23 protein-coding genes and 1 pseudogene are annotated in these 26,669 nt (G+C 71.7%); 14 read left to right on the top strand and 10 right to left on the bottom strand.

What is annotated here, in order from left to right; genetic code table 11:
* Positions 1-128 precede the first annotated feature (128 nt).
* The 3 genes from Sri02f_RS06055 to Sri02f_RS06045 are packed head-to-tail and all read left to right on the top strand — an operon-like array spanning position 129 to position 2,679.
* On the top strand, positions 129-1,013 hold the full coding sequence (locus Sri02f_RS06055) for an ABC transporter substrate-binding protein (RefSeq protein ID WP_109000019.1): 885 nt from the start codon (positions 129-131) through the stop codon (positions 1,011-1,013).
* Entirely contained in the window at positions 1,010-1,930 is a 921-nt protein-coding gene (locus Sri02f_RS06050; protein ID WP_109000018.1) for an amino acid ABC transporter permease, read from the top strand. Before Sri02f_RS06055 ends, Sri02f_RS06050 begins: the two co-directional genes overlap by 4 nt.
* Positions 1,927-2,679: an amino acid ABC transporter ATP-binding protein gene (locus Sri02f_RS06045; RefSeq protein WP_245970463.1), complete on the top strand. Its 753-nt coding sequence runs from the start codon at positions 1,927-1,929 to the stop codon at positions 2,677-2,679. Before Sri02f_RS06050 ends, Sri02f_RS06045 begins: the two co-directional genes overlap by 4 nt.
* A gap of 39 nt (positions 2,680-2,718) precedes the next feature.
* Here the strand turns inward: Sri02f_RS06045 and aroQ are convergent, their stop codons facing one another.
* A complete protein-coding gene (gene aroQ / locus Sri02f_RS06040; protein ID WP_109000017.1) occupies positions 2,719-3,192 on the bottom strand; it encodes a type II 3-dehydroquinate dehydratase in 474 nt (157 codons plus the stop codon).
* A 98-nt stretch (positions 3,193-3,290) separates the two neighbouring features.
* On the opposite strand from aroQ, the gene Sri02f_RS06035 reads away from it, so the two are divergent.
* Both Sri02f_RS06035 and Sri02f_RS06030 read left to right on the top strand, forming a co-directional pair.
* Positions 3,291-4,337, top strand: a complete 1,047-nt coding sequence (locus Sri02f_RS06035) for a S66 family peptidase (RefSeq protein WP_109000016.1) — start codon at positions 3,291-3,293, stop codon at positions 4,335-4,337.
* 69 nt (positions 4,338-4,406) lie between these two features.
* Positions 4,407-5,711, top strand: a complete 1,305-nt coding sequence (locus Sri02f_RS06030) for an MFS transporter (RefSeq protein ID WP_174855592.1) — start codon at positions 4,407-4,409, stop codon at positions 5,709-5,711.
* On the opposite strand, the pseudogene Sri02f_RS06025 reads toward Sri02f_RS06030, so the two are convergent.
* From Sri02f_RS06025 to Sri02f_RS05995, 7 genes and pseudogenes are all read right to left on the bottom strand, one after another.
* Positions 5,701-6,800, bottom strand: a pseudogene (locus Sri02f_RS06025) (calcium:cation antiporter). The gene Sri02f_RS06030 and the pseudogene Sri02f_RS06025 sit on opposite strands and share 11 nt — an antisense overlap.
* A gap of 129 nt (positions 6,801-6,929) precedes the next feature.
* Complete coding sequence (locus Sri02f_RS06020; RefSeq protein ID WP_109000015.1) at positions 6,930-7,244, bottom strand: hypothetical protein; 315 nt, start codon at positions 7,242-7,244, stop codon at positions 6,930-6,932.
* 126 nt (positions 7,245-7,370) lie between these two features.
* Complete coding sequence (locus Sri02f_RS06015) at positions 7,371-8,372, bottom strand: TerC/Alx family metal homeostasis membrane protein (protein ID WP_109000014.1); 1,002 nt, start codon at positions 8,370-8,372, stop codon at positions 7,371-7,373.
* Positions 8,373-8,602: 230 nt separating this feature from the next.
* Positions 8,603-10,618, bottom strand: coding sequence for a TerD family protein (locus Sri02f_RS06010; RefSeq protein WP_109000013.1), 2,016 nt, complete (start codon positions 10,616-10,618; stop codon positions 8,603-8,605).
* A gap of 57 nt (positions 10,619-10,675) precedes the next feature.
* Complete coding sequence (locus Sri02f_RS06005) at positions 10,676-11,254, bottom strand: TerD family protein (RefSeq protein ID WP_057580284.1); 579 nt, start codon at positions 11,252-11,254, stop codon at positions 10,676-10,678.
* Positions 11,255-11,438: 184 nt separating this feature from the next.
* Entirely contained in the window at positions 11,439-13,583 is a 2,145-nt protein-coding gene (uvrB, locus tag Sri02f_RS06000) for an excinuclease ABC subunit UvrB (protein ID WP_109000012.1), read from the bottom strand.
* A gap of 83 nt (positions 13,584-13,666) precedes the next feature.
* Positions 13,667-14,542, bottom strand: coding sequence for an MHYT domain-containing protein (locus Sri02f_RS05995; RefSeq protein ID WP_109000011.1), 876 nt, complete (start codon positions 14,540-14,542; stop codon positions 13,667-13,669).
* Between the two features lie 271 nt (positions 14,543-14,813).
* On the opposite strand from Sri02f_RS05995, the gene Sri02f_RS05990 reads away from it, so the two are divergent.
* The 4 genes from Sri02f_RS05990 to Sri02f_RS05975 all read left to right on the top strand — a co-directional run bounded on the left by Sri02f_RS05990 (position 14,814) and on the right by Sri02f_RS05975 (position 18,577).
* Positions 14,814-15,686 carry a glycerophosphodiester phosphodiesterase gene (locus tag Sri02f_RS05990; RefSeq protein WP_109000010.1) on the top strand — a complete coding sequence of 291 codons (873 nt, stop codon included), beginning with the start codon at positions 14,814-14,816 and terminating at the stop codon, positions 15,684-15,686.
* 58 nt (positions 15,687-15,744) lie between these two features.
* Positions 15,745-16,299 (top strand): methylated-DNA--[protein]-cysteine S-methyltransferase, encoded by a 555-nt coding sequence (locus Sri02f_RS05985; protein WP_109000009.1) that lies wholly within the window; start codon positions 15,745-15,747, stop codon positions 16,297-16,299.
* Between the two features lie 158 nt (positions 16,300-16,457).
* The gene (locus Sri02f_RS05980) at positions 16,458-17,366 is read left to right on the top strand and encodes a pseudouridine-5'-phosphate glycosidase (protein WP_109000008.1); all 909 of its coding nucleotides are present in this window, start codon (positions 16,458-16,460) and stop codon (positions 17,364-17,366) included.
* Positions 17,363-18,577, top strand: coding sequence for a carbohydrate kinase family protein (locus Sri02f_RS05975; RefSeq protein WP_373865072.1), 1,215 nt, complete (start codon positions 17,363-17,365; stop codon positions 18,575-18,577). Before Sri02f_RS05980 ends, Sri02f_RS05975 begins: the two co-directional genes overlap by 4 nt.
* A gap of 145 nt (positions 18,578-18,722) precedes the next feature.
* Here Sri02f_RS05975 and Sri02f_RS05970 read toward each other — a convergent pair whose 3' ends face one another.
* Positions 18,723-19,517, bottom strand: coding sequence for a class I SAM-dependent methyltransferase (locus Sri02f_RS05970; RefSeq protein WP_109000007.1), 795 nt, complete (start codon positions 19,515-19,517; stop codon positions 18,723-18,725).
* Positions 19,518-19,818: 301 nt separating this feature from the next.
* On the opposite strand from Sri02f_RS05970, the gene Sri02f_RS05965 reads away from it, so the two are divergent.
* Positions 19,819-20,946, top strand: coding sequence for a magnesium and cobalt transport protein CorA (locus Sri02f_RS05965; RefSeq protein ID WP_109000006.1), 1,128 nt, complete (start codon positions 19,819-19,821; stop codon positions 20,944-20,946).
* Between the two features lie 63 nt (positions 20,947-21,009).
* Here Sri02f_RS05965 and Sri02f_RS05960 read toward each other — a convergent pair whose 3' ends face one another.
* Positions 21,010-21,651, bottom strand: a complete 642-nt coding sequence (locus Sri02f_RS05960) for a nucleoside/nucleotide kinase family protein (protein WP_174855591.1) — start codon at positions 21,649-21,651, stop codon at positions 21,010-21,012.
* A 197-nt stretch (positions 21,652-21,848) separates the two neighbouring features.
* On the opposite strand from Sri02f_RS05960, the gene Sri02f_RS05955 reads away from it, so the two are divergent.
* The 4 genes from Sri02f_RS05955 (at position 21,849) to pdxR (ending at position 26,640) form a co-directional block, all read left to right on the top strand.
* Positions 21,849-22,589, top strand: a complete 741-nt coding sequence (locus Sri02f_RS05955) for a DUF2293 domain-containing protein (RefSeq protein WP_167467495.1) — start codon at positions 21,849-21,851, stop codon at positions 22,587-22,589.
* Positions 22,590-22,726: 137 nt separating this feature from the next.
* Positions 22,727-23,206: an anthrone oxygenase family protein gene (locus Sri02f_RS05950; RefSeq protein WP_109000005.1), complete on the top strand. Its 480-nt coding sequence runs from the start codon at positions 22,727-22,729 to the stop codon at positions 23,204-23,206.
* Positions 23,207-23,434: 228 nt separating this feature from the next.
* Positions 23,435-24,922, top strand: a complete 1,488-nt coding sequence (locus Sri02f_RS05945) for a glutamate synthase subunit beta (RefSeq protein ID WP_109000004.1) — start codon at positions 23,435-23,437, stop codon at positions 24,920-24,922.
* 275 nt (positions 24,923-25,197) lie between these two features.
* Positions 25,198-26,640: a MocR-like pyridoxine biosynthesis transcription factor PdxR gene (gene pdxR, locus Sri02f_RS05940; RefSeq protein WP_109000003.1), complete on the top strand. Its 1,443-nt coding sequence runs from the start codon at positions 25,198-25,200 to the stop codon at positions 26,638-26,640.
* The last annotated feature ends 29 nt before the right edge of the window (positions 26,641-26,669 follow it).

The raw sequence follows: 26,669 nt of genomic DNA, 5'->3' as shown, positions 1-26,669 counted from the left end.
CCCGCCCTCGGCCGGCGGCCCAGGCCGCTCCCCCGACCTGTTCACGAGAACGCAACACCCGTTCCCAGAATGCGGACAGATGATGGTGTGACCTCGACAAACAGGCGTTTCGCTGCCACTCTCCCGCCATGCACCTCGCCCCTCGTGTACTGCGCCGCGCCGTAGCCGGCGCCACCGTAGCCCTCCTCGCGACCGCCGTGGGCTGCGCTCCCCAGCCGGAGGAGAAGGCGGCTTCCGCGCCTTCCGGTTCGCGTGCGAGCGCCTGCGCCAAGGGCAAACTGGCCACCGAGACCTCGGGGAAGCTGACGATCGCCACCGACGAGCCCGCGTACGAGCCGTGGTTCAAGGACGGCAAGCCGTCCAACGGCAAGGGCTTCGAGTCCGCGGTGGCCTACGCGGTGGCTCGGCAGCTCGGTTACGACAAGAGCGCGGTGGTCTGGCAGAGCGTTCCGTTCAACAAGGCCTTCGCACCGGGTGCGAAGACCTTCGACTTCGACATCAACCAGGTCTCCATCAGCGACGAGCGCAAGAAGGCCGTGGACTTCTCCTCCGGCTACTACGACGTGCGCCAGGCCGTCATCGCCCTGAAGGGCTCCAAGGCCGCCGAGGCGACGACCGTCGCGGACCTCAAGGGCCTGAAGCTGGGCGCCCAAGTGGGCACCACGAGCCTCGACTACATCGACGACGTGGTGAAGCCGACCCGGGACGCCGCCGTCTACGCCAAGAACGACCAGGCCAAGTCGGCGCTGAAGAACGGTCAGGTCGACGCCGTCGTGGTCGACCTGCCGACCGCTTTCTACATCACCGCCGCCGAGGTCACCGACGCCGAGATCGTCGGCCAGTTCGAGAACCAGGGGGCCGCGCCCGAGCAGTTCGGGCTGGTCCTCGACAAGGGCAGCGCCCTCACGCCGTGTGTGACCGCCGCCGTGGACGCGCTCCGCAAGGACGGCGCCCTGGCGAAGATCGAACAGCAGTGGCTCTCCGACGCCGTCGACGCCCCGGTGCTCAAGTGACGGTCACGGAACAGGAGTCCGGACCGGAGGGATCGGACGACGAGGGCGACATGCCGGGGGCCGGCGGTGCGCTCTACACGCCGTCGCCGCGGCGGCTGGAGCGCGAGCGCCACCGGCGCGCGCGGGCCCGTCGCGCCACGGCGATCGCCGCGCTGTCCACCCTGGTCACCGGCGTCGTCCTGTACTTCGTCGTCGTCAGCGCGCCCGGCTGGCCGCGCACGAAGGAGACCTTCTTCAACGGGCAGTACGCGCGCGAGGCGCTGCCGAAGGTCCTCGAAGGGCTGTGGCTGAACGTCCGGCTCCTGCTGGTGTGCGGCGTCGCCGTGCTGGTGCTCGGCATGCTCATCGCCGTGGCCCGCACGCTGCGCGGCCCCGTGTTCTTCCCGCTGCGGGCGCTGGCGGCGGCGTACACGGACTTCTTCCGCGGGCTGCCGCTGATCATCAACCTGATGATCGTGGTTCTGGGCGTCCCGGCGCTGCGTCTGCAGGGCGTGACGGTCGACCCGGTGTGGCTGGGCGGCACGGCGCTGACGCTGACGTACTCGGCTTACGTCGCCGAGGTGTTCCGGGCCGGGATCGAGTCCGTGCATCCCTCGCAGCGCGCGGCGGCCCGCTCGCTGGGCCTGTCCAACCGGCAGGCGCTGCGGTACGTGGTGCTCCCCCAGGCCGTGCGCCGCCAGGTGCCGCCGCTGCTCAACGACCTGGTGTCGCTGCAGAAGGACACCGGTCTCGTCTCGATCGGCGGCGCGATCGACGCCGTCCGCGCGGCGGACATCATCGTGGGCCGCAGCCTCAACTACACGCCGTACATCGTGGCGGGGCTGGTCTTCGTCGCCCTCACCATTCCGATGACCCGCTTCACGGACTGGGTGACGGCCCGGATGGACCGCCGGCGCGCACAGGGAGGAACGACATGAGCGACGCACCGGTGCTGCGGATGGAGTCCGTCCGCAAGACCTTCGGCGACTCCGTCGTCCTGCGCGACGTCGACCTGGACGTCGCCCCGCACACGGTGACCGCGCTGATCGGCGCCTCCGGGTCCGGCAAGTCCACCCTGCTGCGCTGCGCCAACCTGCTGGAGGACGTCGACGACGGCGCGATCTGGCTGGACGGCGAGGAGATCACCGACCCGCGCGTGGACCAGGACGCGGTACGGCGCAGGATCGGCGTCGTCTTCCAGGCGTACAACCTGTTCCCCCACATGACGGTGCTGGAGAACGTCACGCTCGCCCCGCGCCGGGTGCACGGCGTCCCGCGCGCGGAGGCCGAGGAACACGCCGGGGAGCTTCTGGAGCGGCTCGGGCTGGGCGGCCGGGCGGGCGAGTACCCCGACCGGCTCAGCGGCGGCCAGCAGCAGCGTGTGGCCATCGTCCGCGCCCTCGCCGTGCGCCCCCGGCTGCTGCTGCTCGACGAGATCACCGCGGCCCTCGACCCGGAACTGGTGGGCGAGGTCCTCGACGTCGTCCGCGATCTGAAGGGGGACGGCATGACCATGGTGCTGGCCACCCATGAGATGGGCTTCGCGCGCGAGGTGGCCGACCAGGTGTGCTTCCTGGACGCGGGCGTGGTGCTGGAGCGCGGCACCGCCGAGCAGGTCTTCGCCGACCCGCAGCAGGAGCGCACCCAGCGCTTCCTGCGGCGGATCGTGAAGGCCGGACGTCTGTGACCGGGGGCAGGTAAGACCCGTCGCCCTGGAGGCGGGTCCTTACGCGTCGGCCTTCCCCGCGCCGGCCAGCGCGGCGACGCGCTCCACGCCGAACACGTAGCCCTGCACCCCGCACCCGGCGATGACGCCGTCGGCGCGCAGCGAGACGTACGAGTGGTGCCGGAACGACTCGCGCCGATGGATGTTGGAGATGTGGACCTCCAGGACCGGAAGGCCGTCGCAGGCGTTGAGTGCGTCCAGGATCGCCACCGAGGTGTGCGAGTAGGCGCCCGGGTTGATCACGATGCCGCAGTGGTGCAGCCGCGCCTCGTGGATCCAGTCGACCAGTTCGCCCTCGTGGTTGGACTGGCGGAAGTCCACCGTGCCGCCGTGGGCGGCCGCCGCCTTGGCGCACATCGCCTCGACGTCGGCGAGGGTGTCGGTGCCGTAGATCTCCGGCTGGCGCCGGCCCAGGAGGTTCAGGTTGGGGCCGTTGAGGATCATGATCGGGGCGTTGGCCAGGGTGCGGGGCACGGTTCCTCCGGTCCGTTCGGGAGCGGTCCGTCGAGGACCGCCGCTCGGACCGGTTTATCACGGTGAATCCGCGGGGCAGCAGCCCGTATCCTCCCGGCATGCCGACGCCCACGTACCCTCCCAAACCGTCGCCCGGCGACCGCATAGCCGTCGTCTCGCCCTCCTCGGGCCTGCCCGGGCTCTTCCCGCGCCCCTACGAGCTCGGTCTGGCGAGGCTGCGCGAGGAGTTCGGGCTGGAGCCGGTCGAGTACCGGGCCACGCGCCGGATGGGGGCGACGCCACAGGAGCGTGCGGACGACCTTCACGCCGCGTTCGCCGACCCCGAGGTGAAGGCGGTCGTCGCGTCGACCGGGGGCGACGACCAGATCACCGTGCTGCCGCTGCTGGACCGGGAGTTGCTGCGCTCCCGTGCCAAGCCGTTCTTCGGCTGGAGCGACAACACCAATCTGCTGGCGTTCCTGTACGACTGTGGCGTGGTCGCGTACCACGGCGGGAGCGTCATGTGCGAGTTCGGGCGGCCCGGCGCCATGCATCCGCTGACCGCCGAGTCGCTGCGGGCCGCGCTCTTCACCTCGGGGCCTTACGAGCTGCGGCCCGCCGAGAGCTGGAACGACGTCGACCGCGACTGGGCCGATCCGGCGACCTTCGAGTCGGAGCCGGGGTCCCGGCCCGGCCGCGGGTGGAGCTGGATCAACGCCGACCGCGTGGTGGAGGGCCGCAGTTGGGGCGGGAACCTGGAGATCCTCTCCTGGCTGCTGATGGCCGACCGGGCGATCGCGCGCGACGAGTCGACGTACGACGGGGGCGTGCTCGTCCTGGAGACCTCGGAGGAGATGCCCGGCGCGGTCGAGGTCTTTCGCATCCTGCGCTGCATGGGCGAGCGCGGTCTGCTGCGGCGCTTCCCCGCACTGTTGACGGCACGCGCCAAGAGCTGGTCCTTCGAGCGTCCCAACAGCCCGCGGGAGGCGGCGCGTTACGCCACCGACCAGCGGGCGGCAGTGGAGCGCGCGCTGCGGGCGTACGCCCCCGACACGCTGGCCGTCTTCGACGTGGACTTCGGCCACACCGACCCGCAGCTCGTCATCCCCTACGGCGGAACGGTCCGCGTCGACGGTCCCGCACGGCGCATCACCGTGACCTACTGAGCTCCCGCGCGGCGGTCCGTGCCCCGCACGCCCCCGTAACCCGCGATCACCGTGGGTGGTTGACGCGGCATGCACGACGTACGCACCGTGAAGGCGCCCTCCATGCCCCGGCTCGCGGCCGCCTCGCTCGCCGGGACGGCCATCGAGTTCTACGACTTCTTCGTCTACGGGACCGCGGCCGCGCTGGTCCTGGGCCCCCTGTTCTTCCCGACGTTCTCGCCGCAGGCGGGGACGCTGGCCGCGTTCGCGACGTTCGGCGTGGGGTTCGTGGCCCGGCCGCTGGGCGCGGTGCTGTTCGGGCACGTCGGGGACCGGCGCGGGCGGCGGCCTGTCCTGGTCGTCTCGCTGCTGCTGACCGGCGCCTCGACGGTCGCGGTGGGCTGTGTGCCGGCGTACGACACGATCGGGGCGGCCGCCCCTGTGCTGCTGCTCGGCTTGCGTTTCCTGCAGGGGCTGGGGCTCGGCGGGGAGTGGGGCGGCGCGGTGCTGCTGACCGCGGAGCACGCGCCCGCCGGGCGGCGCGCGCTGTGGTCGAGTTTCCCGCAGGTCGGCCCGGCGGTGGGGTTCCTGCTCGCCAACGGCATGATGCTGGCCCTGTCGGCCACGCTGACGGAGGCGCAGTTCGCGCAATGGGGATGGCGGGTGCCGTTCTGGGCCGCCGGGGCCCTCGCCGTGTGCGGGCTGTGGCTGCGGACGTCGCTGCCCGAGAGCCCACGGTTCCTGGAGATCGACGACCACGCGCGCGTACCGCTCGCCGAGGTCGCGCGCGAGCACTGGCGGCTCGTCCTGCTGACCGCCGGCGCGCTCGCCGTCGGGTACGCGATCTTCTACGCCGTGACGACCTGGTCCCTGGCGTACGCGACCGGACGACTGGGGGTCAGCCGCACGGTGATGCTGGCCTGCATCATGGGCGCCGTGGCGGTGAAGGGGACGCTGACACCGGTGATGGCGCTGCTCGGCGACCGTTTCGGCCGAAGGCCGCTGTGTCTGGCGGGCTGCGCGGGGGCCGCTCTGTGGATGCTGCCGATGGTCGCGCTGCTCGCGACCGGCGAGCCGCTGCCGATGTTCCTGGGGATCCTGGGCGCGCTGCTCGCCTTCGTCACGATGTTCGCGGTGATCGCGGCCTATCTGCCGGAGCTGTACCCGCCGCGGGTGCGCTGCACCGGAGCGGCGGTCGGCTACAACCTGGGCGGGGTTCTCGGCGGGGCGCTCACGCCGATCGCTGCGACGGCGCTCGCGGAGCGCTCGGGCCCGGTCCCCTGGGGTGTGGGGGCATATCTGACCGGGGTCGCCTTGCTCAGTCTGGGCTGTTTCGCGCTGCTCCCGGAGACCCGTCCGGCGCCGGTGGCCGTCGCGCAGCCGGCTACGGATTGATCGCCAGCTCCAGGTAGGCCGCGAAGAGCACGAGGTGGACGCCGCCCTGCAGCGGCGTGGCCCGGCCGGGGACCACGGTCAGCGAGCTGACCACGACCGTCAGCGCGAGCAGCACCGTGTAGGTGGAGCCGAGGCCGAGGACGAGCGGCCCGGAGAGCCAGAAGGAGGCCAGCGCGACGGCGGGGATGGTCAGTCCGATGCTGGCCATCGCGGAGCCGAGGGCGAGGTTGAGGCTGGTCTGCACCCGGTCGCGGCGGGCGGAGCGCAGCGCGGCGATGGTCTCGGGGAGCAGCACGAGCAGCGCGATGACGACGCCGACGACGGCCTGGTGGAGGCCGGCGGTCTCGACCACCGACTCGATCGTGGGCGAGACGCCCTTGGCGAGGCCCACCACGTGATCAGGGCGAGGCCGAGGAGACCGAGGCTGGTCAGCGCGGCCCGGGAGGTCGGGACGCCGGCGTGGTCGTCAACGGTGATCACCTCTCCCTGGCGGGTGACCGGCAGGAAGTAGTCGCGGTGCCGGAAGGTCTGGGTCGTCACGAACAGGCCGTACAGGATCAGCGAGGACACGGCGGCGAAGGTGAGCTGGACGTCGGAGAACTCCGGGCCCGGTCTGCTGGTGGTGAAGGTCGGCAGGACCAGGCTGAGCGTGGCCAGGGTCGCGACGGTGGCCAGGGCGGCGCCGGTGCCCTCCGGGTTGAAGACCGCCGTGCCGTGGCGCAGGGAGGCGACCAGCAGGCACAGGCCGACGACGCCGTTGCAGGTGATCATGACGGCGGCGAAGACCGTGTCCCTGGCCAGCGTCGCGCTCTTGTCGCCGCCGTCCACCATCAAGGTGACGATCAGGGCTACTTCGATGATCGTCACGGCGACCGCCAGGACGAGGGAGCCGAACGGCTCTCCCACCCGGTGGGCGACGACCTCCGCGTGGTGCACGGCGGCCAGGACGGCTCCGGCGAGGACCGGCGTCACCAGGGCGACGACCGCGCCGGGCAGATCGCGTCCCCAGGTCAGGGCCAGCAGGACGACCGCCAACGCCGGCACGAGGGACGTCCACCGGGCCGCGACCGACGTGAGCCGAGCGATCATGCAGTGATCGTCGCAGAGCCGTACGGGCTTCGCATGCCAGCCCGTACGGCTCTGCGCGGCCCGGGTGACCTGTGGGTCCGGTGCGACCGGTACTCCCGGCGCCCGGTGCGGCCCTGACCGCGGTCTACGTCACCTGAAGTCGGCGGCGTCCACCACGTCGCAGTCCGTGAAGGACGGGGGTGAGGTGCACAGGGCGGCCATCGCCTGCGCGAACTTGCCCGTCTCGGGGTCGTCGCTGTTGCGCATGGCCTCCTCGTAGGAGTCGAACTCGACCATCACCAGATAGCGGTTGGGCCGGCTCCTGTCCTTGAGGACGAGGCGGCGGACCGGACCGTCGGGCCGGCCGGCGAGACGCTGATCCCCTTCCTCGCCCAGCGCCCGCATGTCGTCGATGCGGTCGGTCTCGAACTCCAGGATCTGCACGAACCTCTGCGGTGTACTCATGGTGCCTCCGGCCCGTCCGGCGCTCCCGGACGGGAGACGCGCACCTCTCAACGAAGCACCGGGAGCGGTGCTCGGCAATTCGCCGCGCACCGCTGCCTGGGGCGGTTGTTCCTACGTCGTCCGTGGTCAGGCCTCGATGCTGTCCTTCGGAGCGCCTTCGCTCGCGGTCTGCGCCGCCTCGTCCGCCGCCTTCTTCTTCGAGGCGCGCAGGCTGGTGATCGTGGTGACGATCAGGACGGAGCAGATCACGCCCAGCGACACCGGGATGCTGATCTCGGGGACGTGCACCCCGGACTCGTGCAGGGCGTGCAGCACCAGCTTCACGCCGATGAAGCCGAGGATGATCGACAGACCGTAGCTGAGGTGGACCAGCTTCCTCAGCAGGCCGCCGATGAGGAAGTACAGCTGCCGCAGACCCATCAGGGCGAACGCGTTGGCCGTGAAGACGATGTACGGGTCCTGCGTCAGACCGAAGATCGCGGGAATCGAGTCGAGGGCGAAGAGCACGTCGGTCGTGCCGATCGCGAGCATGACGACCAGCATCGGCGTCATGACCCGCTTGCCGTTCTGCTCGATCCACAGCTTCGTGCCGTGGTAACGGTCGGCGACGCCGAAACGCTTCTCGACTGCCTTGAGCAGCTTGTTCTCCTCGAACTCCTCGTCCTCCTCGTCGGCCCGGGCCTCCTGGATGAGCTTCCAGGCGGTCCAGATCAGGAAGGCGCCGAAGAGGTAGAACACCCAGGCGAAGCTGGCGAGGATCGCGGCGCCGGCGGCGATGAAGATCGCCCGCAGGACGAGCGCTATGAGGACGCCGACGAGCAGAACCCGCTGCTGGTACTGCGACGGGACCGCGAACTTCGCCATGATCAGGACGAAGACGAAGAGGTTGTCGACGCTGAGCGACTTCTCGGTGATGAAGCCGGCGAAGAACTCCCCGGCCGGCTCGCCGCCGCCGAAGAGGAGCAGCCCGACCCCGAAGAGCCCGGCCAGGGCGATCCAGACGACGGTCCAGATCCCGGCTTCCTTGATGGACACGTCGTGCGGCTTGCGACCGATGAAGAAGTCGACCGCGATGAGGGCGGCAAGGCCCACGATGGTGAGGACCCATAGGGTCACGGAAACATCCACTGCGCCTCCGGCAGTACGTAACGGCAGGTAATCAGCGTCGTTGCGCTGCCGGAGGTCTCTTCCACCCGTCCGCTCGGGAACGAGCCGACGCCCCGGGATCATCGGTGATCCGTATTGACGGGTACGCCGCAGCAGGAGTACTCCCCTCCGTGAGGAAAACAGTACCCCAACCACCAAGAAAAGGTAAAGCGATTGGCAAAAGAAATGCCAAATTGCCTGGTCAGAGAACTTTACGAGTGCTTGGTGCGCGCTCTCGCCACCTGGGCGAGGACCTGCTGGAGCACCTGACTGCCAGGCGGCACCATCGCGGGTTCGTACGTCCAGGCGTGCCCGACCCAGGGGTCGGCGAGATGGTCCTCGGCCACCGGCGTCAGCCGCAGCAGCCCGCGCCACAGCGGATCCAGCAACGGACCGTAATCGCCGGCGTCCTCCCGGTCGGCGACCATCATCAGGTGCACGCCCACGGCGGGGCCCTCGTCCGCGAGGTAGCGAAGCCGGGTCACCGCCCGGTCGTCGAAACCGTGCGGGAAGTCGTTGACGACCAGAAGCTGCTGGGAGGTGTCGAAGCCGGGCGGCAACGAGTCGGCCGCGCCTGCGCGCACCGCCATCTGCACCAGGTCGACCCGCTCGGTGAGCTGTCCGAGGACCGCCGCGACGCCTGCCGCGCCCGCCGCGGGCGGGGCCGTGAGGACCCCGCTCTGCACCAGCGGTGCGAGCTCCCTCGCGCCCGAACCGGCCGGATCGACGACGTGCACGGTGAACTCGCCCGCCGGATGCACCGCCAGCAGACGGGCGATGTGCGCCACGGCGGACTCCATCGCGAGGCGGCGCACCTCGTGCGAGTCGACGATCGCCCCGTCGAACGAGCCCGGCCGGCCGCTGTCGATCCACAGGCCGCGTTCGAGCGGGAGCCGGACCAGCATGGGGATGCGCAGCGGGTCGCTCTCGGGCAGATGGAGGTCGCCCAGCCGCAGTGCCATGGGCATCTCCATGGGCACCCGGTAGGCGTGCCACACGGGGTTGTCCCAGCGCGCGAACGCCGCCGGCAACGCCGGTTCGACCACGTCGGCCTCGGCGCCGAGCTGGACGAGATCCCGCTCCAGCGCCTCGCGGGCCTGGTCGACGAGCTGCATGCGCTTGGACTGCGCAGCCTCCCGGGCCGCGTCGCCCTGTCCGCCGATCCTGCTGCGCGGGTCGGACAGGACCTGGTCGAGTTCCTTCTCCATCCGCGCGTCGGCGAAGTCGACGGCGCTGCGATACGCGGCCGTGGTGCGGGCCAGGTCCTCGAACATCCCCCAGACCTGGTTGTACAGCCGCTCCTCCATCGACCAGCCGGTCGCGTCGCCGGCGACGGGACGTGCGGGCTGTCCGGGCGGCGCCGGGGGCGCGCTCGGCGGGGGCGGGGGCGGTGCCGCGTTCTGCCGACGCGGGTGGCTGTAGTCGATCGGCGCGCCGGGTGACGCCGTCGGCGTCGGCTGGGTGGCGTCCGGGTCCGCCGACGGGGAACCCGCCGGACGGCCCTGCCCCGGGGAGCCCTGCGGGTTCTGGACCGCCCCGTAGGGGCCGACCGCACTGTGCCCGCCCTGCTGGGCGCCGTGGGGCGAGCCGCTCTGGTCCGGGCCGAGCGCGGACGCGGCCGCCTGACGGGAGCGGTCCCCGTCGGCCGTGCGCGGCGGCGCCGGAACCGAGCGGGCCAGGCCCTGGGCGACGGCGTCGTCGATGGCGGCCGCGAGCTGGCGCGCCTGCGGCAGTCCCTGGTCGGTGAGGAGTGCGGCCAGGCCGCCCGCATAGCCCTGGCCGACGGCGCGCACCTTCCAGGCGCCCTGCCGTCGGTAGAGCTCCAGTGCGACGACCGCCGACTCCGCGTCCAGGCCGGTGATGGTGTACGAGGCGACCTCGACGCCGTCGAGCCCGGTGACCGCGACGAAGGGGGCCGAGAGCGAGCCGAAGCTGACCGGCCCGCCGGCACCGGGGGGCAGCGCGAGCAGGACGTCGACCCGGTGCACGGTCGCCGGCATGGCGTCCAGGTCCACCGCGAGGCGGTGGTCGGCCGCCGCCTGCCGGGAAACCTCCAGGCCGGGCAGTGTGGGCGCCCCCGGGTGGGCCACCCACTCGACGCCGTGGATCCTGCCGCTCTCGTCCCCGAGCGTGGCAGCCGCCACGACCGGCCGGCCGGCCGAGACCCGGATCTCGAGCCGGACCTGGGAGAGCGGGTGGTTCTGCCCCCGCACCAGCTCGGCCACCATCGCCTGTCGTCCCCCTGCGTCGCGTGTGGTGTCGTCGTGTGCCGCTCGCCGGGGCTGCTACAGCGCCGGGAGGATCGCGGGCATCAGGTCCTGGAAGGTGCGGCCGTTGGCGGGAGTGCCGAGGGCCGTCATGTTCCAGCCACCGCCCACCCGGTGCACCTTCGCCATGATCTGTGCCGTGTACGCGCCGCCGCCCGCGAGCGTGTAACGCGCGAGTTCCTGGCCGTTGGTCTCGTCGACCAGCCGGCAGAAGGCGTTCTGCACCTCCTGGAACGTCTGGCCGGTGAACGAGTTCACGGTGAAGACGATCTGGTCGATGTGGACCGGCACGCGCGCGAGGTCCACGAGGATCGCCTCGTCGTCACCGCCCTGGCCGACACCGCCGACGAGGTTGTCGCCGGTGTGACGCACGGAGCCGTCGTCGCTCACCAGGTGACGGAAGAAGACGACGTCGACCGGCTGCTTGTCCGCGAACAGAACGGCGGAGGCGTCGAGGTCGATCTCCCGGGTCCGGGAGCCGAACAGGCCGCGCCGCGGGGCCGCCTGCCAGCCGAGACCCATGCGCACCGCGGTCAGGCTGCCCCCGTCGTTCTTCTGCAGACTGATGGCCTGACCCTTGGTCATGTTGACGGTCACGCGCTGATTCCCCTCTCGGACTGTCCCCTGTTGCCGCGGCCCCCGCGGTTGACCGAAACACTACGCAAATGCACGGACACTGCCGTAGCCGGGCCCGCACTTTGTGTCGGTCTTGCAACACAGCGCGTGCCCGACCCCGCCACAGCGGCCGCTCCCGCCCCGGCGGGCCGGTCCGGCCTCTCCGTCAGGCCAGTCCGGCCTCTCTCATCTGGCGCAGTTCCTTCTTCATCTCGGAGACCTCGTCGCGGATCCGGGCGGCGACCTCGAACTGGAGGTCCGCCGCGGCGGCCCGCATACGCTCGGTCATCTCCTCGATCTGCTCCGCGAGTTCGGCCGCGGGACGGTCGGTCGGAACCGTCTCCTTCGCCTTGCCCCTGGCCGCCTTGGACTTCGCGCCCTTGGCCGCCTTGTCGCCGAGGGAGGGCACCGGCGCCTTCGTGCCGCCGCCGTCCTTCTTCGCCCGGTAGCCGGAGCCCAGCAGCTGCTCGGTGTCGACCTCCTCGCGGGCGATCTGGGCGACGATGTCGTTGATCTTCTTGCGCAGCGGCTGCGGGTCGATGCCGCGCGCCGTGTTGTAGGCGACCTGCTTCTCCCGGCGGCGGTTGGTCTCCTCGATGGCCCGCTCCATGCCCGGGGTGATCTTGTCGGCGTACATGTGGACCTGACCGGAGACGTTGCGCGCCGCGCGGCCGATCGTCTGGATCAGCGAGGTTCCCGAGCGCAGGAAGCCCTCCTTGTCGGCGTCGAGGATCGCCACCAGGGACACCTCGGGCAGGTCCAGGCCCTCACGCAGCAGGTTGATGCCGACCAGGACGTCGAACTCGCCCGCACGCAGTTCGCGCAGCAGCTCGATACGGCGCAGCGTGTCGACGTCACTGTGCAGGTAGCGCACCTGGATGCCGAGTTCCAGGAAGTAGTCCGTGAGGTCCTCGGCCATCTTCTTGGTGAGCGTGGTGACCAGGACGCGCTCGTCCTTCTCCACGCGCGTGCGGATCTCGTGCACCAGGTCGTCGATCTGGCCCTCGGTCGGCTTGACGACGACTTCGGGGTCGATGAGGCCGGTGGGGCGGATGATCTGCTCGACAACGCCGTCCCCGCGCGAGAGCTCGTACTTGCCGGGCGTCGCCGACAGGTAGACGGTCTGCCCGATGCGCTCCTGGAACTCCTCCCACTTCAGGGGACGGTTGTCGAGGGCGGAGGGCAGCCGGAAGCCGTGATCGACGAGGGTGCGCTTGCGGGAGGCGTCGCCCTCGTACATGGCGCCGATCTGGGGGACGGTGACGTGGGACTCGTCGATGACGAGCAGGAAGTCGTCCGGGAAGTAGTCGAGCAGGGTGTTCGGCGGAGAGCCCGGCAGACGGCCGTCGAAGTGCATCGAGTAGTTCTCGACGCCGGAGCAGGAGCCGATCTGGCGGAGCATCTCCAGGTCGTACGTGGTGCGCATCCGCAGCCGCTGGGCCTCCAGCAGTTTGCCCTGCTTCTCCAGTTCGGCCAGGCGCTCGCCCAGTTCCTTCTCGATGTCGTTCGCGGCCCGCTCCAGGCGCTCGGGGCCCGCGACGTAGTGGGTGGCCGGGAAGATGTACAGCTGCTGGTCGTCGCTGATGATCTCGCCGGTGAGCGGGTGCAGGGTGGACAGGGCCTCGATCTCGTCGCCGAACATCTCGATGCGGACGGCGAGCTCCTCGTAGACCGGGAAGATCTCGATGGTGTCGCCGCGCACCCGGAAGGTGCCGCGGGTGAAGGCCAGGTCGTTGCGCGTGTACTGGATGTCGACGAAGCGTCGCAGCAGCTCGTCCCGGTCGAGCTCGTCACCGACCCGGAGGGGGACCATGCGGTCCACGTACTCCTGCGGGGTGCCGAGGCCGTAGATGCAGGAGACCGAGGCGACCACCACGACGTCACGCCGGGTGAGCAGCGAGTTGGTCGCGGAGTGACGCAGACGCTCGACCTCCTCGTTGATCGAGGAGTCCTTCTCGATGTAGGTGTCCGACTGCGGTACGTACGCCTCGGGCTGGTAGTAGTCGTAGTACGAGACGAAGTATTCGACCGCGTTGTTCGGCAGCAGTTCGCGGAACTCGTTCGCCAGCTGGGCGGCCAGGGTCTTGTTCGGCGCCATCACCAGGGTGGGGCGCTGGAGCTTCTCGATCATCCACGCGGTGGTCGCGGACTTTCCGGTGCCGGTGGCGCCGAGCAGGACGACGTCCTTCTCGCCTGCTTCGACGCGCTTGGCCAGCTCGGCGATGGCCGCGGGCTGGTCACCGCTGGGCTGATAGGGACTGACGACCTCGAAAGGCGCCACCGTGCGTTCGATGTGGGAAACGGGCCGCATGCATCAACCGTACGACCCCCCACTGACAACGGGGCCCGATCAGGGCTTCCGCGGACTTCGCCCCGATCCGGCGGGGCCCGCGCTCAGCGGTTCTGCGGGGTGCGGGTCTCGCGGTACGCAACCCTCCGGCGGCTGCGGAGCTGGGAGCGGCGCGAGGAGTGCGGGGCGGGCTGGGCCGGCGGGTGCGCGGGCACGCCGGGCTTGTGCTCGGCGGGGGTCCAGTCGGGCCTGCCCATGACCATCAGCGGGTCGAACATGACGACGACCCCGGCGAGGCAGAGGAAGGCGAGGGGGCCGACCAGCATCGGCGCGAGGAGGGCGGCCGGCGAGTCGCCCGCGGTCGGCGTCTCGGCGGCGTGCAGGTGAACGCTCAGGGCGGTCATGCCGGTGTAGTGCATGCCGGTGACGGCCAGCCCCATGACCAGGCTGGCGCCCACGCTCCACAGAAAGCCCCTGACCTGCCCCGCGGCCCACAGGGCGGCGGTGGCGGCGGCCATCGCTATGACGACGGAGGCGCCCACGGTGAACGTGTTGTATTCGAAGTCACCGTTGAAGCGCATCCCTGCCATGCCCAGGTAGTGCATCGAGGCGATGCCCAGGCCGGTGATCGTGCCCCCCGTGAAGAGCGCGGTGCCCGTCGCGCCCTTGTAGCCGACTATGAAGATCCCGACGCCCACCATGAGGATGGCGACGGCCAGGCTGGCGTAGGTCGTCGGTTTGTCGTAGTGGATCGGGGCGCCTTCGACCGTGAAGCCGATCATCGCGATGAAGTGCATGGTCCAGATGCCGGAGCCGATGGCCGCCGAGCCGAGGGCGAGCCATCCCGGCCGCCAGGTATGGGCGACGAGCATGGCTCTGGTGGTGCAGCGCAGACCGAGAGCACCGCCGAGGCAGGCCATGAGGTAGGCCACCAGCGGTGTGACGAGTCCGTAGCTGAAACCGTCGACCGTGCCTTGCATGCGCGGTTGCCCTTCGCCCTGTTGCTGGATCTTCGAATACGCGCCCGCCCCACGACCGCCGAGCGCGGTCAAGGCTGAGAGAGAGTATGACTCCCACCGGAATGGTCGAACGATTTTCCGGCAAAGAAACACGGCCTTGCCGCACATGTGCGGCCCTGGTGAGGGGCCTCGGACGCCCTTGTTCCTCCGGTGGTCGTCCTGCGCTCCCCCGCCGCCGACTCTCTGCTGTCACAGTGGGGCTGTAGGTGATCGCTCGACGCGAGGAGTACGCATGCACGCGCGCGTAGTCGCCGCCACCGCCGCCGCCGTCGTGGGCTGCGTCGCCCTTCTGCCTCCCGTTCGCGACGTCAGGGCGACCATAGCCGTCCGGCCCCTGGTGATCGCCCACCGGGGCGCGTCGGCGTACGCCCCGGAGAACACTCTCGAAGCCGTCGACAAGGCCGCCTCCATGGGCGTCCTGTGGGTGGAGAACGACGTCCAGCGCACCAAGGACGGCGAGCTCGTGGTGATCCACGACGACACGCTCCGCCGCACGACCGACGCCGAGGAGGTCTTTCCCGGCCGCGGTCCGTGGAACGTGAAGGACTTCACCGGAGCCGAGATCGCGCGGCTCGACGCGGGCGGCTGGTTCGGCGCCGCCTACACGGGCGCGCGCGTGCCGACGCTCAAGGCGTACCTCGACCGGGTCGAGCACCACCATCAGAAACTGCTCCTGGAGGTCAAGAACCCCGAGCTGTACCCGGGCATCGAGCAGCAGATCCTCAAGGTGCTGAGCAACGAGGGCTGGCTGGACCGGCGGCATCTCGCCAACCGGCTGATCGTGCAGAGCTTCAGCGCCGTCAGCCTGCGAACCGTGCACCGGCTCAGGCCGGAGGTGCGGACGGGACTGCTCGGCACGCCTGCCGTGCGGGACCTGCGCCGGTACGCCGGCTACGCCGACCTGATCAACCCGTCGCACACCGCGCTGTCCTCGGCCTACGTCGACGCCGTGCACGCGCTGAGCGGCCCGCACGGCACGCCCATGAGGGTCTTCTCCTGGACCGTCGACGACGCCGCGACCGCCCGGACCGTCGCCGGGTACGGCGTCGACGGCGTCATCACCGACAAGGCGGACGTGGTGCGGCGCGCCTTGTACTGGTACTAGCCCCCCGCCGGCGGCGGCGTCCCGGAGCCTTGTCAGTGGCTGGTCGTACGGTGGGCGCATGGACAGCCATGGGCAGTACGAGCAGCAGGTGGTGTGGAGCGTCCTCGGCACCGACATCGGTCCTCTGTTGCTGGCCGCGACCGGCGAGGGCCTGCTGACCATCGTGTTCCACGCCACCGACACGGTGCGTGACAGGGCGCTCGACCGGCTGGCGGGCCGCATGGGCGCCGAGCCCGTCGAGGCGCCCGGCTCCCCTCTGCTGGCCGAGGCGATACGGCAGATCGAGGCGTACTTCGCCGGCGAGCGGCGCGCTTTCGAGCTGCCGTTGGACTGGTCCCTGATCTCGGGCTTCAACCGGCAGGTGCTGCGCGAGCTCGCCTCTGGCGTTCCCTACGGGGCGGTCGTCGGCTACGGCGATCTGGCCAGGCGGGTGGGGCAGCCGGGCGCGGCGCAGGCGGTGGGGGCGGCGATGGGCTCCAATCCCCTGCCGGTCGTCGTGCCCTGCCACCGGGTGGTCGAGCGCGACGGCGGCATCGGCGGGTTCGGCGGAGGTCTGGAGACCAAGCGGAAGCTGCTCGCGCTGGAAGGCGTCCTGCCCGAGCCTCTGTTCTGAGCGTTCTCTTCGCGGACGGGCACCGAGGGGAGCGGTTTTCTGCCCGTTGGGCTCGCCATGCGTTCCGCGACGGTGTCGTCCCGTACAGGTCAACTGGTTTGACCGGTCGTGCCACTCGCCAGAGATGAGGGAGAGACCGACAGACAGGAGGCGGGCGCGTGGTGCTGGTGGTGTCGGAAGAGGTGCGGGACGCGGTCGACGCGCGTCGACCCGTGGTGGCCCTGGAGTCCACGATCATCTCGCACGGGCTGCCCCGCCCGCGCAACCTGCAGGTGGCGCTGGAACTGGAGGCGGTCGTACGCGCGCAGGGCGCCGTGCCGGCGACGATCGCGGTGCTGGACGGACAGCCCCATGTGGGTCTGGACAAGGGTCAGTTGGAGCGGGTGGCCAACGAGGACGGCTTCCGCAAGCTGGGCCATCGCGACCTGCCGCTCGCGGTGGCCGCCGGGGCGAGCGGGGCGACCACGGTGTCGGCGACGGCCCTGCTGGCGGCGCGGGCGGGGGTGCGGGTGTTCGCGACGGGCGGGCTCGGCGGGGTGCACCGGGAGTGGACGCTCACCCAGGACGAGTCGGCCGACCTGGGGCTCCTGGCGAGCACCCGGATCACGGTCGTGTGCGCGGGCGTCAAGTCGATCCTGGACGTGCCGGCGACCCTGCAGCGGCTGGAGACCCTGGGCGTCGCCGTCGCCGGGTACGGCACCGGCCGCTTCCCCGGGTTCTATCTCTCCGACTCGGGCCATCCCGTCGACTGGACGCTGGAGACCCCGCAGCAGGCGGCCGAGGTGATGCGTGCTCAGGACGCGCTCGGGATGCCGGACTCGGCGCTGATCGTCGCGAACCCGGTGCCCGAGGAGGAGCAGCTGGATCCCGGGCTGCATGCGCGTGTGCTCGGTGACGCGTTGCACGCGTGCGCCGAGGCGGGCGTGACCGGCCAGGGCGTCACGCCGTTCCTGCTCGACTATCTGGTCCGGCACACCGACGGCGCGTCTCTTACCGCCAACCTGGCGGCGGTGCGCGGCAATGTGCGGCTGGCAGCACGGATCGCGACGGCGTGGACCGAGGCATGACCGGCGGGCCGGACGAAGCGGACGGGGCGAAGGGAGCCGACGGAGCGGAGGGAGCCGACGGCTCGGACCGGGCGGTACGGGCGGACGGGGCGGCACGGGCGGACGGGGCGGGCCGCGGTCCTGGCGGCTCGGTTGGGGACACGGGTGAGGGCACAGGAAACGGACCGGTAAGGGGCCGGGGACAGGCCCGGAGAAGGGGCACTGGCACGTGGTCCGTCACGGGAGCGGGGTCTGCGCCGGGGGCGGGTTCCCCGTCGGGGGCGGGAGGCGGCGGGGCGCTGCTCGTCGTCGGGGACGTCGTGACGGACGTCGTCGCGCGGCATCGGGGGCCGCTGGCCCCTGGCACGGACACGGCTGCCGTGATCCGGACACTGCCGGGCGGCGCGGGCGCCAACGTGGCCTGCTGGGCGGCGCATCGGGGCTGCCCGGACGTACGACTGCTCGGGCGGGTGGGCGCGGAGTCGGCGGCCTGGCACGAGCGGGAGCTGACCGCCTGCGGGGTGCGGCCCCGCCTCGTCGTCGATCCGCACGCGGCCACCGGCACGGTGATCTGTCTGGTCGACAGGGACGCCGCCGCCGAGCGGACGTTTCTCACCGACAGCGGCGCGTCCCTGCGGCTCGATCCCGACGACTGGTCGGACGCCCTTCTCGACGGGGTCGCCCGACTGCACCTGTCGGGCTATCTGCTGTTCTCGCAGACCGGGCGCGCTCTGGTGCGCACGGCGGCGGCGTCCGCCCGCGCGCGGGGGACGCCGGTGAGCCTCGATCCCGCGTCGGCGGGCTTCCTGACGGAACTGGGCGTCGACCGCTTCCTGGCCCTCGTCGAGGACGTGGACGTGCTGCTGCCCAGCCGCGACGAGGCCGGTCTGCTGACGGGGCTGTCCGATCCGGCGGAGGCCGCGGCCGAGCTGAGCCGCCACATCCCTCTGGTGGTGGCCAAGCACGGCGCGGACGGCGCTCTGGTGGCCCGGGACGGCGCCGTCCTCGCCCGCGTTCCCGCCGTCGCGGCGACCCCGAAGGACACGACGGGCGCCGGGGACGCGTTCACCGGAGCGTTCCTGGCCGCGCTGCTCACGGGCGACGACGCGGTGGCGGCCGCGGAGGAGGGCTGCCTGGCCGGGGCCCTGGCGGTGGAACGCGTCGGCGGCAGACCGCCCGCCCCCGGCGACACGGCGGCGACGGCGACGGCCCGGAACACGCACGTGCCCTGAGGGGAGCGGCGAGGCGGAGCGGCAGCCCGGTCGAGCCGCCCGAGCGGCAGCCGGACGCGCCACGAAGCGGCGCACTGGTCACGCACCGCGGACGGTCGCCGAGCTGCGGAAGTGGCGGGCGAGTGGGCCGGTGGGCCGGTGAGCGCTATTCCTTGCGGCCCCACGCCGAGATCATCGGTGCGGTCGCGAGGTCCATGCCGCCGGAGGCGACGTTCGCGAGGTGCTGGTCGATCTCCTCGTCGGTCGCGAGGCCTTCCTTGACGAGTTCGTCGCGGATCTGGCGGACCGTCGCCGACTCCAGGGCGGTGCAGGCCGGGGAGGTGAGCGGGAAGCAGGCGTCGGCCTCGACCCGGACCAGCCCGGCCTCGCGGAGCAGACGCGGGAGCTTGCGACCGTAGGAGAGGTCGGCGCCCCGGCCGGCGAGGAGCTGGCGGAAGCCGTGTCGCAGGCGGTTCGCCAACTGCTGTTCTGGGCCGTGCTCGTCGGGGCAGAGCAGAGGCTGCAGGGCGGGGTCTGCGTCCTCGATCAGAAGCCGTCCGCCGGGGCGGAGAGCACTGACCATCGACCGCAACGCGCGTTCCCGGTCAGGCACATGGACCAGGACGAGCCGGGCGTGCACCAGGTCGAGCCCCTCCATCGGCGGTTCGTCGAGGCCGAGGTCATGGACGCGGACCTCCACCGGCGGGCGGGCGACGGACCGCAGGCGGGAGGTGTCGATGTCCGTCGCGAGGACCTTGCCCGTCGGACCGACCTTCTTCGCCAGCCAGGACACCACGGAGGCGCCGCCGGCGCCCGCCTCCCAGCAGCGCCAGCCGGGGCCCACCCCGAGCCCTTCGAGATGGCGGAACGTCGTCGGATCGAAGAGCGCGGCGAAGGCGTCGAAGCGTTCCCCCGCCTCCGGCTGCCGGTTGTCGAGGAGGTATCCGTCGGATCGCGTCATGCGGCGATCATCCCAGTCGTCCGGCGTGCTGACGGTGGTCGACGCGGCCGGGCTCCCCACCCCGGACAGCCCGCAGCCGCCCTCGCGAAGCGTCGGAAACCCCGTCGCGCGAAAGGGGACGAAGCGTCCGGCATCCCGTCGCACGAAGGGATCGAAGCGTCCGAAGTCCCGTTGTCCACAGGCGGGAACAAAACGGAACCTTCCCTTTCCACAGGCTTACGCAGGACGTACCCGGGCCTGGCAGACTGGCGCGCCAGGGCGCAGGAATGCGGCACGAGGAGCTTCACGCAAGGAGACCCAGATGACCATGGCGGGGAATCTGCGGAAGGTCGCCGACTTCGGAAGGGTCGGCGGCCTGCGCAGGGTGGCGCGGCTGGCCCGACGGCGCCCGCGGGTCGATCTGAGTCACCATGCCCGCTCCCCGTTGGGGTCGTCCGTGGTGAACTGCGTGACGTACCTGGACGGCGTCCGGGCCTCGCGCGGCGGGGATCTGGTCGACACGGTGGCGCGGGTGCGCAAGAGCGGCCACGGTTTCGTGTGGCTCGGCCTGCACGAACCGACCAACGACGAGTTCGCGGGCATCGCCGAACTCTTCGACCTGCACCCGCTGGCGGTCGAGGACGCCGTCGAGGCTCACCAACGGCCGAAGGTCGAGCGCTATGGCGAGACGTTGTTCGCGGTGTTCAAGACGGTCTGCTACGTCGAGCACGAGGAACTCACCGCGACGAGCGAGGTGGTCGACACCGGGGAGATCATGGTGTTCCTCGGCCAGGACTTCGTGATCACCGTGCGCCACGGACGGCACGGTTCGCTGGGCCCGCTGCGCGAGGCGCTGGAGTCCGACACGGCCCAGTTGACGAAGGGCCCGTCGGCGGTGCTGCACGCCATCGCGGACCACGTGGTCGACGACTACCTCAACGTCATCGACGCGGTGCAGGCGGACATCGACCAGGTCGAGACGGATGTGTTCGCGGAGAACGGCGCGCGGGCGGATCCCGGGCGCATCTACCAGCTCAAGCGTGAACTCCTGGAGCTGAAGCGGGCGGTGGTGCCGCTCGGCCGGCCGTTGCTGGACCTGGCGGACCGGCCGGTCCGGGTGGTCGATCCGGAGATACAGGCCTACTTCCGGGACGTCTCCGACCATCTGCTGCGGGCCACGGAGCAGATCGCCGCCTTCGACGAATTGCTGAACTCGATCCTGCAGGCGCACCTGGCGCAGGTCACGGTCGCGCAGAACGAGGACATGCGCAAGATCACGGCATGGGCGGCGGTGATCGCGGTGCCGACGATGGTCTGCGGGGTGTACGGCATGAACTTCGACCACATGCCGGAACTGCACTGGAGGTTCGGCTATCCCCTGGTCATCGGGGTGATATCCGTCGCCTGCTGGGTCCTGCACCGCGGCTTCCGGCGCAACGGCTGGCTCTGAGCGGCACGCCCGGCTCCCAGTTCCCGGCCATCAGGTCCGGCAGGTCCGGCAGGTCCGGCAGGGTCAGCGACGCCAGGCCGGATGGCGAGGGTCGTCCGCCCGCACGAGAACGTCGGCCGTCGCCGCCGGGTCGGTCTCCTGGTCGTAGCGCTCGAAGGCGGGCAGGGTCCAGTGGTCGGTTTCTGCGGTGCGCCGGCGCAGGGCGGCCGGGGAGAGCAGCACATGGACGCTCAGGTCGACGGGGAACCAGGGTCGCAGCAGGAAGGGACCGTGCAGCAGCAGGAAGCCGCCTGGCGGCAGGGGGACGTAGGAGCTGCGGGTGGCGCGGTCCGTGACGGGATCACGGAGATCGGGCAGGACGCGTCCGTCGCCGCCGGCTTCGAGGGGATTGAAGACCTCGCGCCACAGCGCGCCGGTGTCGAACCAGCCGTCGTAATAGGCATCGACGTCTTGCCGGCCGTACTCCAGGCGGAGGGAGGCGGGGCGCAGAAAGCCGTGCGTGTCCACCACCTGGGAGGGACGACCGCGCGTGCGCAGGGCCTCGGCGACGCGCGATGCGAGATCTCCGGGGCAGGCCGCCGGGGCGCCGTCGAACGCGACGCGCGGCCAGGGGCTCCCGTCGTCCGGCTTCAGGTCGAGCAGCCGCTCGGCGAGGAGGTCGCCGAGCCGTTCCCAGGTGATCGCTTCGAGTCGCACACGGCCCATGATGCGTCAGGCGCCGGTCGCCGTGCGTCGCAGTCGGAGGCCATCGGTGCCGGGGCCCGCGTACCGGTGCTGTGTGGCAGACGGGCACGCGGGGGCGGTCAGGCATCCGGGAGCGGGCGGGCAGGCGAAGGCGGGCGGGGAGGGGCCATGGTGGGCGGTCGGGTGCCGGCACGGCCACCAGGGGGAATGAAGCCCGTATGGCACCCGCAGCCCGCACAGTCTCCGCGCCGCACAACCGGTTCGTCGTCGTCCAACCGCTGCGGCGCAAGGTGTGCGCCGGGTGTCGTCGCGGGCCGCTGGCGATGCTGATCCTGGAAGACGCCGCGCCCCGCTGTCTCGACTGCGCGGATCTCGGTCATCTGGTGTTCCTCGCGCGCGGGGACACGGCGCTGACCCGCAGAGCGCGTGAGGAGAGCGGGCTGTCGGCGGTGGTGGTCCGGTTCAACCGGCGCAAGGGGCGTTACGAGCGGCAGGGCGTCCTCGTCGAGGAGGCGGCGCTCACGCGGGCGGAGGAGCGTTGCCTCGCGGACGCGGAGGCACGACGGCGGCGCCGGGTCCGGGACGCCCGCAGGCGGACCGCACAGGACGCGCGGTTCGCGGAGGCGTTCGCTGCGGAGATCCTGCGGTTGTTTCCCGGCTGCCCGGACGACCGGGCGCACGGGATCGCCGGGCACGCCTCGCTCCGGGGCAGCGGTCGGGTCGGACGCAGCGCCGCCGGCCGGGCGCTGTCCGAGGGGGCCGTCGTCTCGGCGGTCGTGGCGTCCGTACGTCATGTCGACACGCCGTACGACCGGCTGCTGATGAGCGGGCTGCCGCGGTACGAGGCGCGCCGGCAGATCGCGGCCGGCGTGGAGGCGCAGTTACGGACGTGGCGGGAGGGGTCACCGACAGGCGCGGGGGAAAGCGAGGGTCGCGCGGCTCGGGCGACGTCCGGTTGAGGCGTGCGGGCCGGTCGACGGACGCGTAGGCCGGCGCGCGTCTCGGCCATGGTCACCGATCACGGACAGGATTTCACTTGAGGTGACGGAGCGTACCGGGCAAGATCTCCGCTCGACGGGTGGGAGTTGACGTTGTCATGATCGATGGACCGTATCCGGTGCTCGCGCTGCTGGGCGCGCTGGCGACGGGGTTGATGGCCGGAGTCTTCTGCGCCTTCTCGGTCCTGGTGATGCGCGGGCTCGCCGTCCTGCCGGCCGCGCAGGGCGTGGCGGCGATGAACGCGATCAACTCCTCGGCGATGGCACCCGCCTTCATGGTCCTCTTCCTGGGCGTGGCCGTCCTGTGCGCGGTGATCGCCGTCGTGACGTTCGTGCTGTGGCCGGACCACGGGACGGTGCACCTGCTGCTGGGCAGCGCCCTGTATCTGTGCGGCGCGTTCGGCGTGACCGTGATGGCGAACGTGCCGCGCAACGAGGCGCTGGCGAAGCCGGCGCCGGGCGCCCCGGAGGCCGTCGCCTACTGGCCGACCTACCTGCGCGAGTGGACGAGATGGAACCATGTGCGGGCGGTCGCCTCCGCGGTCGCGGCCCTGGTCTACGCCCTCGCCCTGATCTGAACTCACCAGACCAGAGCAAACCGGATCAGGCCAGACCAGGCCAGACCGGATCAGGCCGGATCAGATTGGATCGGATCAGATCGATCGGATACGCGCCTTCTGTCCGATCTATCCTGACGAAAGCGCTGTCCGCCGCCTCTGCGTGGGCGGCCGGCGGCACGTATCGTGGCCGGAAGAGTGCCGCCCGATGACGCTCGGCCTGTCGTACGCGTACGCGAGGAACACCCCATGGCCGATCCCAAGGGATTCATCACCACACCGCGCCAGGACTGGCCCCGCCGGCCGGTCGAGGAGCGGGTTCGGGACTGGGACGAGGTGTACGTCCCCGGGGCCTTGCTGCCCCTGATCAGCAAGCAGGCCGACCGGTGCATGGACTGCGGGGTTCCGTTCTGCCACGAGGCCTGTCCGCTCGGCAATCTGATTCCCGAGTGGAACGACCTGGTCTCGCGGGATGACTGGCGGGCGGCGAGCGACCGGCTGCACGCGACGAACAACTTCCCCGAGTTCACCGGCAGGTTGTGTCCGGCGCCGTGCGAGGCCGGGTGCGTGCTCGCCATCAACCAGCCGGCCGTCACCATCAAGAACGTCGAGGTGGCCATAGCCGACCGGGCCTGGGCCGACGGCCTCACCCCGCCGCGGCCGCCGGACCGGCTCTCGGGGAAGACGGTCGCCGTGATCGGCTCCGGGCCCACGGGGCTCGCCGCGGCACAGCAGTTGACCCGGGCCGGGCACACGGTGGCCGTCTACGAGAAGGACGACCGGATCGGCGGGCTGATGCGGTACGGCATCCCCGAGTTCAAGATGGAAAAGCGTCATCTGGATCGGCGGATCGAGCAGATGCGGGCGGAGGGCACGAAGTTCCGCACGTCGACCACCGTCGGGCGGGACGTCATGGCCGGAGATCTGCGGACGCGCTACGACGCCGTCGTCGTCGCCACCGGGGCGACCGAGTGGCGGGAACTGCACGTTCCCGGACGTGAGTTGACCGGCATCCAGCAGGCGATGGAGTACCTGCCGCTGGCCAACCGGGTGTGCGAGGGGGACCTGGTGGCGTCCCCGATGTCCGCCGCGGGCAAGCATGTCGTCATCGTCGGCGGCGGTGACACGGGAGCCGACTGTCTGGGCACGGCGGTACGCGACGGCGCCGCGTCCGTCACGCAACTGGACATCTACGCGCAGCCCGCGACGGAGCGCGACGAGGACACCGACCCCTGGCCGACGTATCCGAAGATCTACCGGCTCTCGGCGGCGCACGAGGAGGCGCGCGAGCTGGAGTCCGCGCCGGCGGCGGACGCGGACGCGCGGCTGTTCGCGGCGTCCACGCTCCGCTTCACCGGCGACGCGACCGGGCACGTGCGGTCCCTGCACCTCGTCGAGGTGGACGCGCGGCGGCGGCCGGTGGAGGGCACCGCTCGGGCGCTTCCCGCGGACCTCGTGCTGCTCGCCCTGGGCTTCTCCGGACCCGACCGGGAGGACGGGCTCGTCGAGCAGCTCGGGCTGGCGCTGGAGTCGCGGGGCACGATCGCGCGGGGCGGCGGCTTCGAGACGAACGTCCCCGGTGTGTTCGCCGCGGGGGACGCGGCGCGCGGGCAGTCGCTGATCGTGTGGGCGATCGCGGAGGGACGGGCGGTGGCGGCGGCCGTCGACCGTCATCTGACCGGGAGTTCACGGCTGCCGACGCCGATCGGGCCGTACGACCGGCCGATGAGCGTCTAGGACCCCGCGACGGGCCGGACGTCCGGCGCCCGATCCGCGAGGAATCGAACGTCCGCAGTGCCCGACCCGCGACGGATCGAACGTCCGCGGCGCGCGGCGGGCGCCGGCTCGGACGTCTGCGGCGCCCGGACGGCGCTGCATCGACCCTCCGCGGCGCGCGGCCGGTGCCGGCTCGGACGTCTGCGGCGCCCGGACGGCGCTGGATCGGATGTCGGCGGCGCCCGGCCACCCGGCCCGGTCCCCGGGCCGAGAGACCGCCTGTAGGGTGCGTTTCCATGGTGGATTCGTGGGTCGATTCCGCGGAGCGGATCGGTGCCGACCTGCACCTGGAGCCGGCCGGTCCGGGCGGGCGGCGCGCCGCTCTCATCCGGGCGCTGCGCGAGGCGGTGCGCAGTGGGCGGCTCGCCCCGGGAACCCGGCTGCCGCCGTACCGTTCGCTCGCCGCCGACCTGGGCGTGGCCCGCAACACGGCGGCCGACGCGTACGCGGAACTGGTCGCGGAGGGCTGGCTGACCGCCCGGCAGGGATCCGGCACCCGGGTCGCCGACCGCGCCGCTCCTTTGCGACCGGCCGAGCGCTCGCCCGCCAGGACGCCCGCACCCGCGCGTGGCCCCCGGCACGACCTGCTGCAGGGAACCCCGGACGCATCGTCCTTTCCGCGTACGGCCTGGTTGGCCTCCTACCGGCGGGCCCTGCAGCAGGCGCCCAACGAGGTGTTCGGTCCCGGTGATCCTGCCGGCCGCCGGGAGCTCCGCGAGGCCCTGACGGAGTACCTCGCCCGCGCGCGGGGGGTACGCACCGAACCGGGACGCGTCGTGATCTGCTCGGGCTTCGCCCATGCGCTGCGTCTGCTGTTCGCCCCGGGCGGCGCGGTGCTGCGCGGTCCGCTGGCCGTGGAGGCGTACGGGCTGGAGTTCCACCGCGAACTGCTGGCCGCGGCGGGCGTGCGCACGACCGCGCTGCCGCTGGACGAGGACGGGGCGCGCGTCGACCTCCTCGGGCGCGAGCGGGCCGTCCTCCTCACCCCCGCTCACCAGTTCCCGACCGGCGGCCCCCTGCACGCGAGCCGCCGGGCCGCCGTCGTCGACTGGGCACGCGCGCGGGGCGGGGTGATCGTCGAGGACGACTACGACGGGGAGTTCCGTTACGACCGCCGACCGGTCGGGGCCGTCCAGGGGCTCGATCCGGACCGGGTGATCTACGTCGGCTCGGTGAGCAAGAGCCTGTCGCCCGCGGTGCGTCTGGGCTGGATGGTGCTACCTGAGCGGTACGTCGACGGCGTCCTGGCGGCCAAGGGCGAACGGGAGGCCTGGGCGAGCGTCCTGGACCAGCTGAGCCTGGCCGACCTCATCTCGTCGGGGGCGTACGACCGTCATGTGCGGCGCATGCGGCAGCGCTACCGGGCCCGCCGGGACCGGCTGGTCGAGGCGCTCGCCGCCCGGGCGTCGCACGTCGAGGTCACCGGCGTCGCGGCCGGTCTGCACGCGGTGCTGCGGCTGCCGTCCGGAGCCGAGCGGTCCGTGCTCAGGGCCGCCGCCGAACAGGGCGTCGCGTTGGACGGCCTGGCCGCCTTCCGGCATCCGGCGACGGACATGGCGGCGCAGGACGGTGTCGTCGTGGGATACGCGACGCCGTCGGAACACGCCTACGGCGCGGCGCTGGACGCCCTGTGCCGGGCGCTGTCGCCCTCTGCACGCCCCGCTCGCGCCTCCGGCTGAGACCGCCCCCTCTTCCCCGGCCCTCCCTT

Origin of the sequence: Streptomyces rishiriensis, from assembly GCF_003112535.1 — a bacterium.
In the GTDB taxonomy this organism is placed as follows: domain Bacteria; phylum Actinomycetota; class Actinomycetes; order Streptomycetales; family Streptomycetaceae; genus Streptomyces; species Streptomyces rishiriensis.
This window is presented reverse-complemented; position numbering and strand designations above follow the sequence as displayed.

What these genes read in the sequence shown, in the direction of transcription:
- Sri02f_RS06030 (WP_174855592.1), top strand. Translation starts at nt 4,407, where the DNA reads ATGCACGACGTACGCACCGTGAAGGCGCCCTCCATGCCCCGGCTCGCG.
- Sri02f_RS05945 (WP_109000004.1), top strand. Translation starts at nt 23,435, where the DNA reads ATGGCCGATCCCAAGGGATTCATCACCACACCGCGCCAGGACTGGCCC.
- Sri02f_RS05965 (WP_109000006.1), top strand. Translation starts at nt 19,819, where the DNA reads ATGACCATGGCGGGGAATCTGCGGAAGGTCGCCGACTTCGGAAGGGTC.
- Sri02f_RS05985 (WP_109000009.1), top strand. Translation starts at nt 15,745, where the DNA reads ATGGACAGCCATGGGCAGTACGAGCAGCAGGTGGTGTGGAGCGTCCTC.
- Sri02f_RS06045 (WP_245970463.1), top strand. Translation starts at nt 1,927, where the DNA reads ATGAGCGACGCACCGGTGCTGCGGATGGAGTCCGTCCGCAAGACCTTC.
- Sri02f_RS06020 (WP_109000015.1), bottom strand. Translation starts at nt 7,244, where the DNA reads ATGAGTACACCGCAGAGGTTCGTGCAGATCCTGGAGTTCGAGACCGAC.
- Sri02f_RS06010 (WP_109000013.1), bottom strand. Translation starts at nt 10,618, where the DNA reads ATGGTGGCCGAGCTGGTGCGGGGGCAGAACCACCCGCTCTCCCAGGTC.
- Sri02f_RS05995 (WP_109000011.1), bottom strand. Translation starts at nt 14,542, where the DNA reads ATGCAAGGCACGGTCGACGGTTTCAGCTACGGACTCGTCACACCGCTG.
- Sri02f_RS05990 (WP_109000010.1), top strand. Translation starts at nt 14,814, where the DNA reads ATGCACGCGCGCGTAGTCGCCGCCACCGCCGCCGCCGTCGTGGGCTGC.
- Sri02f_RS05975 (WP_373865072.1), top strand. Translation starts at nt 17,363, where the DNA reads ATGACCGGCGGGCCGGACGAAGCGGACGGGGCGAAGGGAGCCGACGGA.
- Sri02f_RS05960 (WP_174855591.1), bottom strand. Translation starts at nt 21,651, where the DNA reads ATGGGCCGTGTGCGACTCGAAGCGATCACCTGGGAACGGCTCGGCGAC.
- uvrB (WP_109000012.1), bottom strand. Translation starts at nt 13,583, where the DNA reads ATGCGGCCCGTTTCCCACATCGAACGCACGGTGGCGCCTTTCGAGGTC.
- Sri02f_RS05955 (WP_167467495.1), top strand. Translation starts at nt 21,849, where the DNA reads ATGGCACCCGCAGCCCGCACAGTCTCCGCGCCGCACAACCGGTTCGTC.
- Sri02f_RS05970 (WP_109000007.1), bottom strand. Translation starts at nt 19,517, where the DNA reads ATGACGCGATCCGACGGATACCTCCTCGACAACCGGCAGCCGGAGGCG.
- Sri02f_RS06055 (WP_109000019.1), top strand. Translation starts at nt 129, where the DNA reads ATGCACCTCGCCCCTCGTGTACTGCGCCGCGCCGTAGCCGGCGCCACC.
- Sri02f_RS05950 (WP_109000005.1), top strand. Translation starts at nt 22,727, where the DNA reads ATGATCGATGGACCGTATCCGGTGCTCGCGCTGCTGGGCGCGCTGGCG.
- Sri02f_RS06035 (WP_109000016.1), top strand. Translation starts at nt 3,291, where the DNA reads ATGCCGACGCCCACGTACCCTCCCAAACCGTCGCCCGGCGACCGCATA.
- pdxR (WP_109000003.1), top strand. Translation starts at nt 25,198, where the DNA reads ATGGTGGATTCGTGGGTCGATTCCGCGGAGCGGATCGGTGCCGACCTG.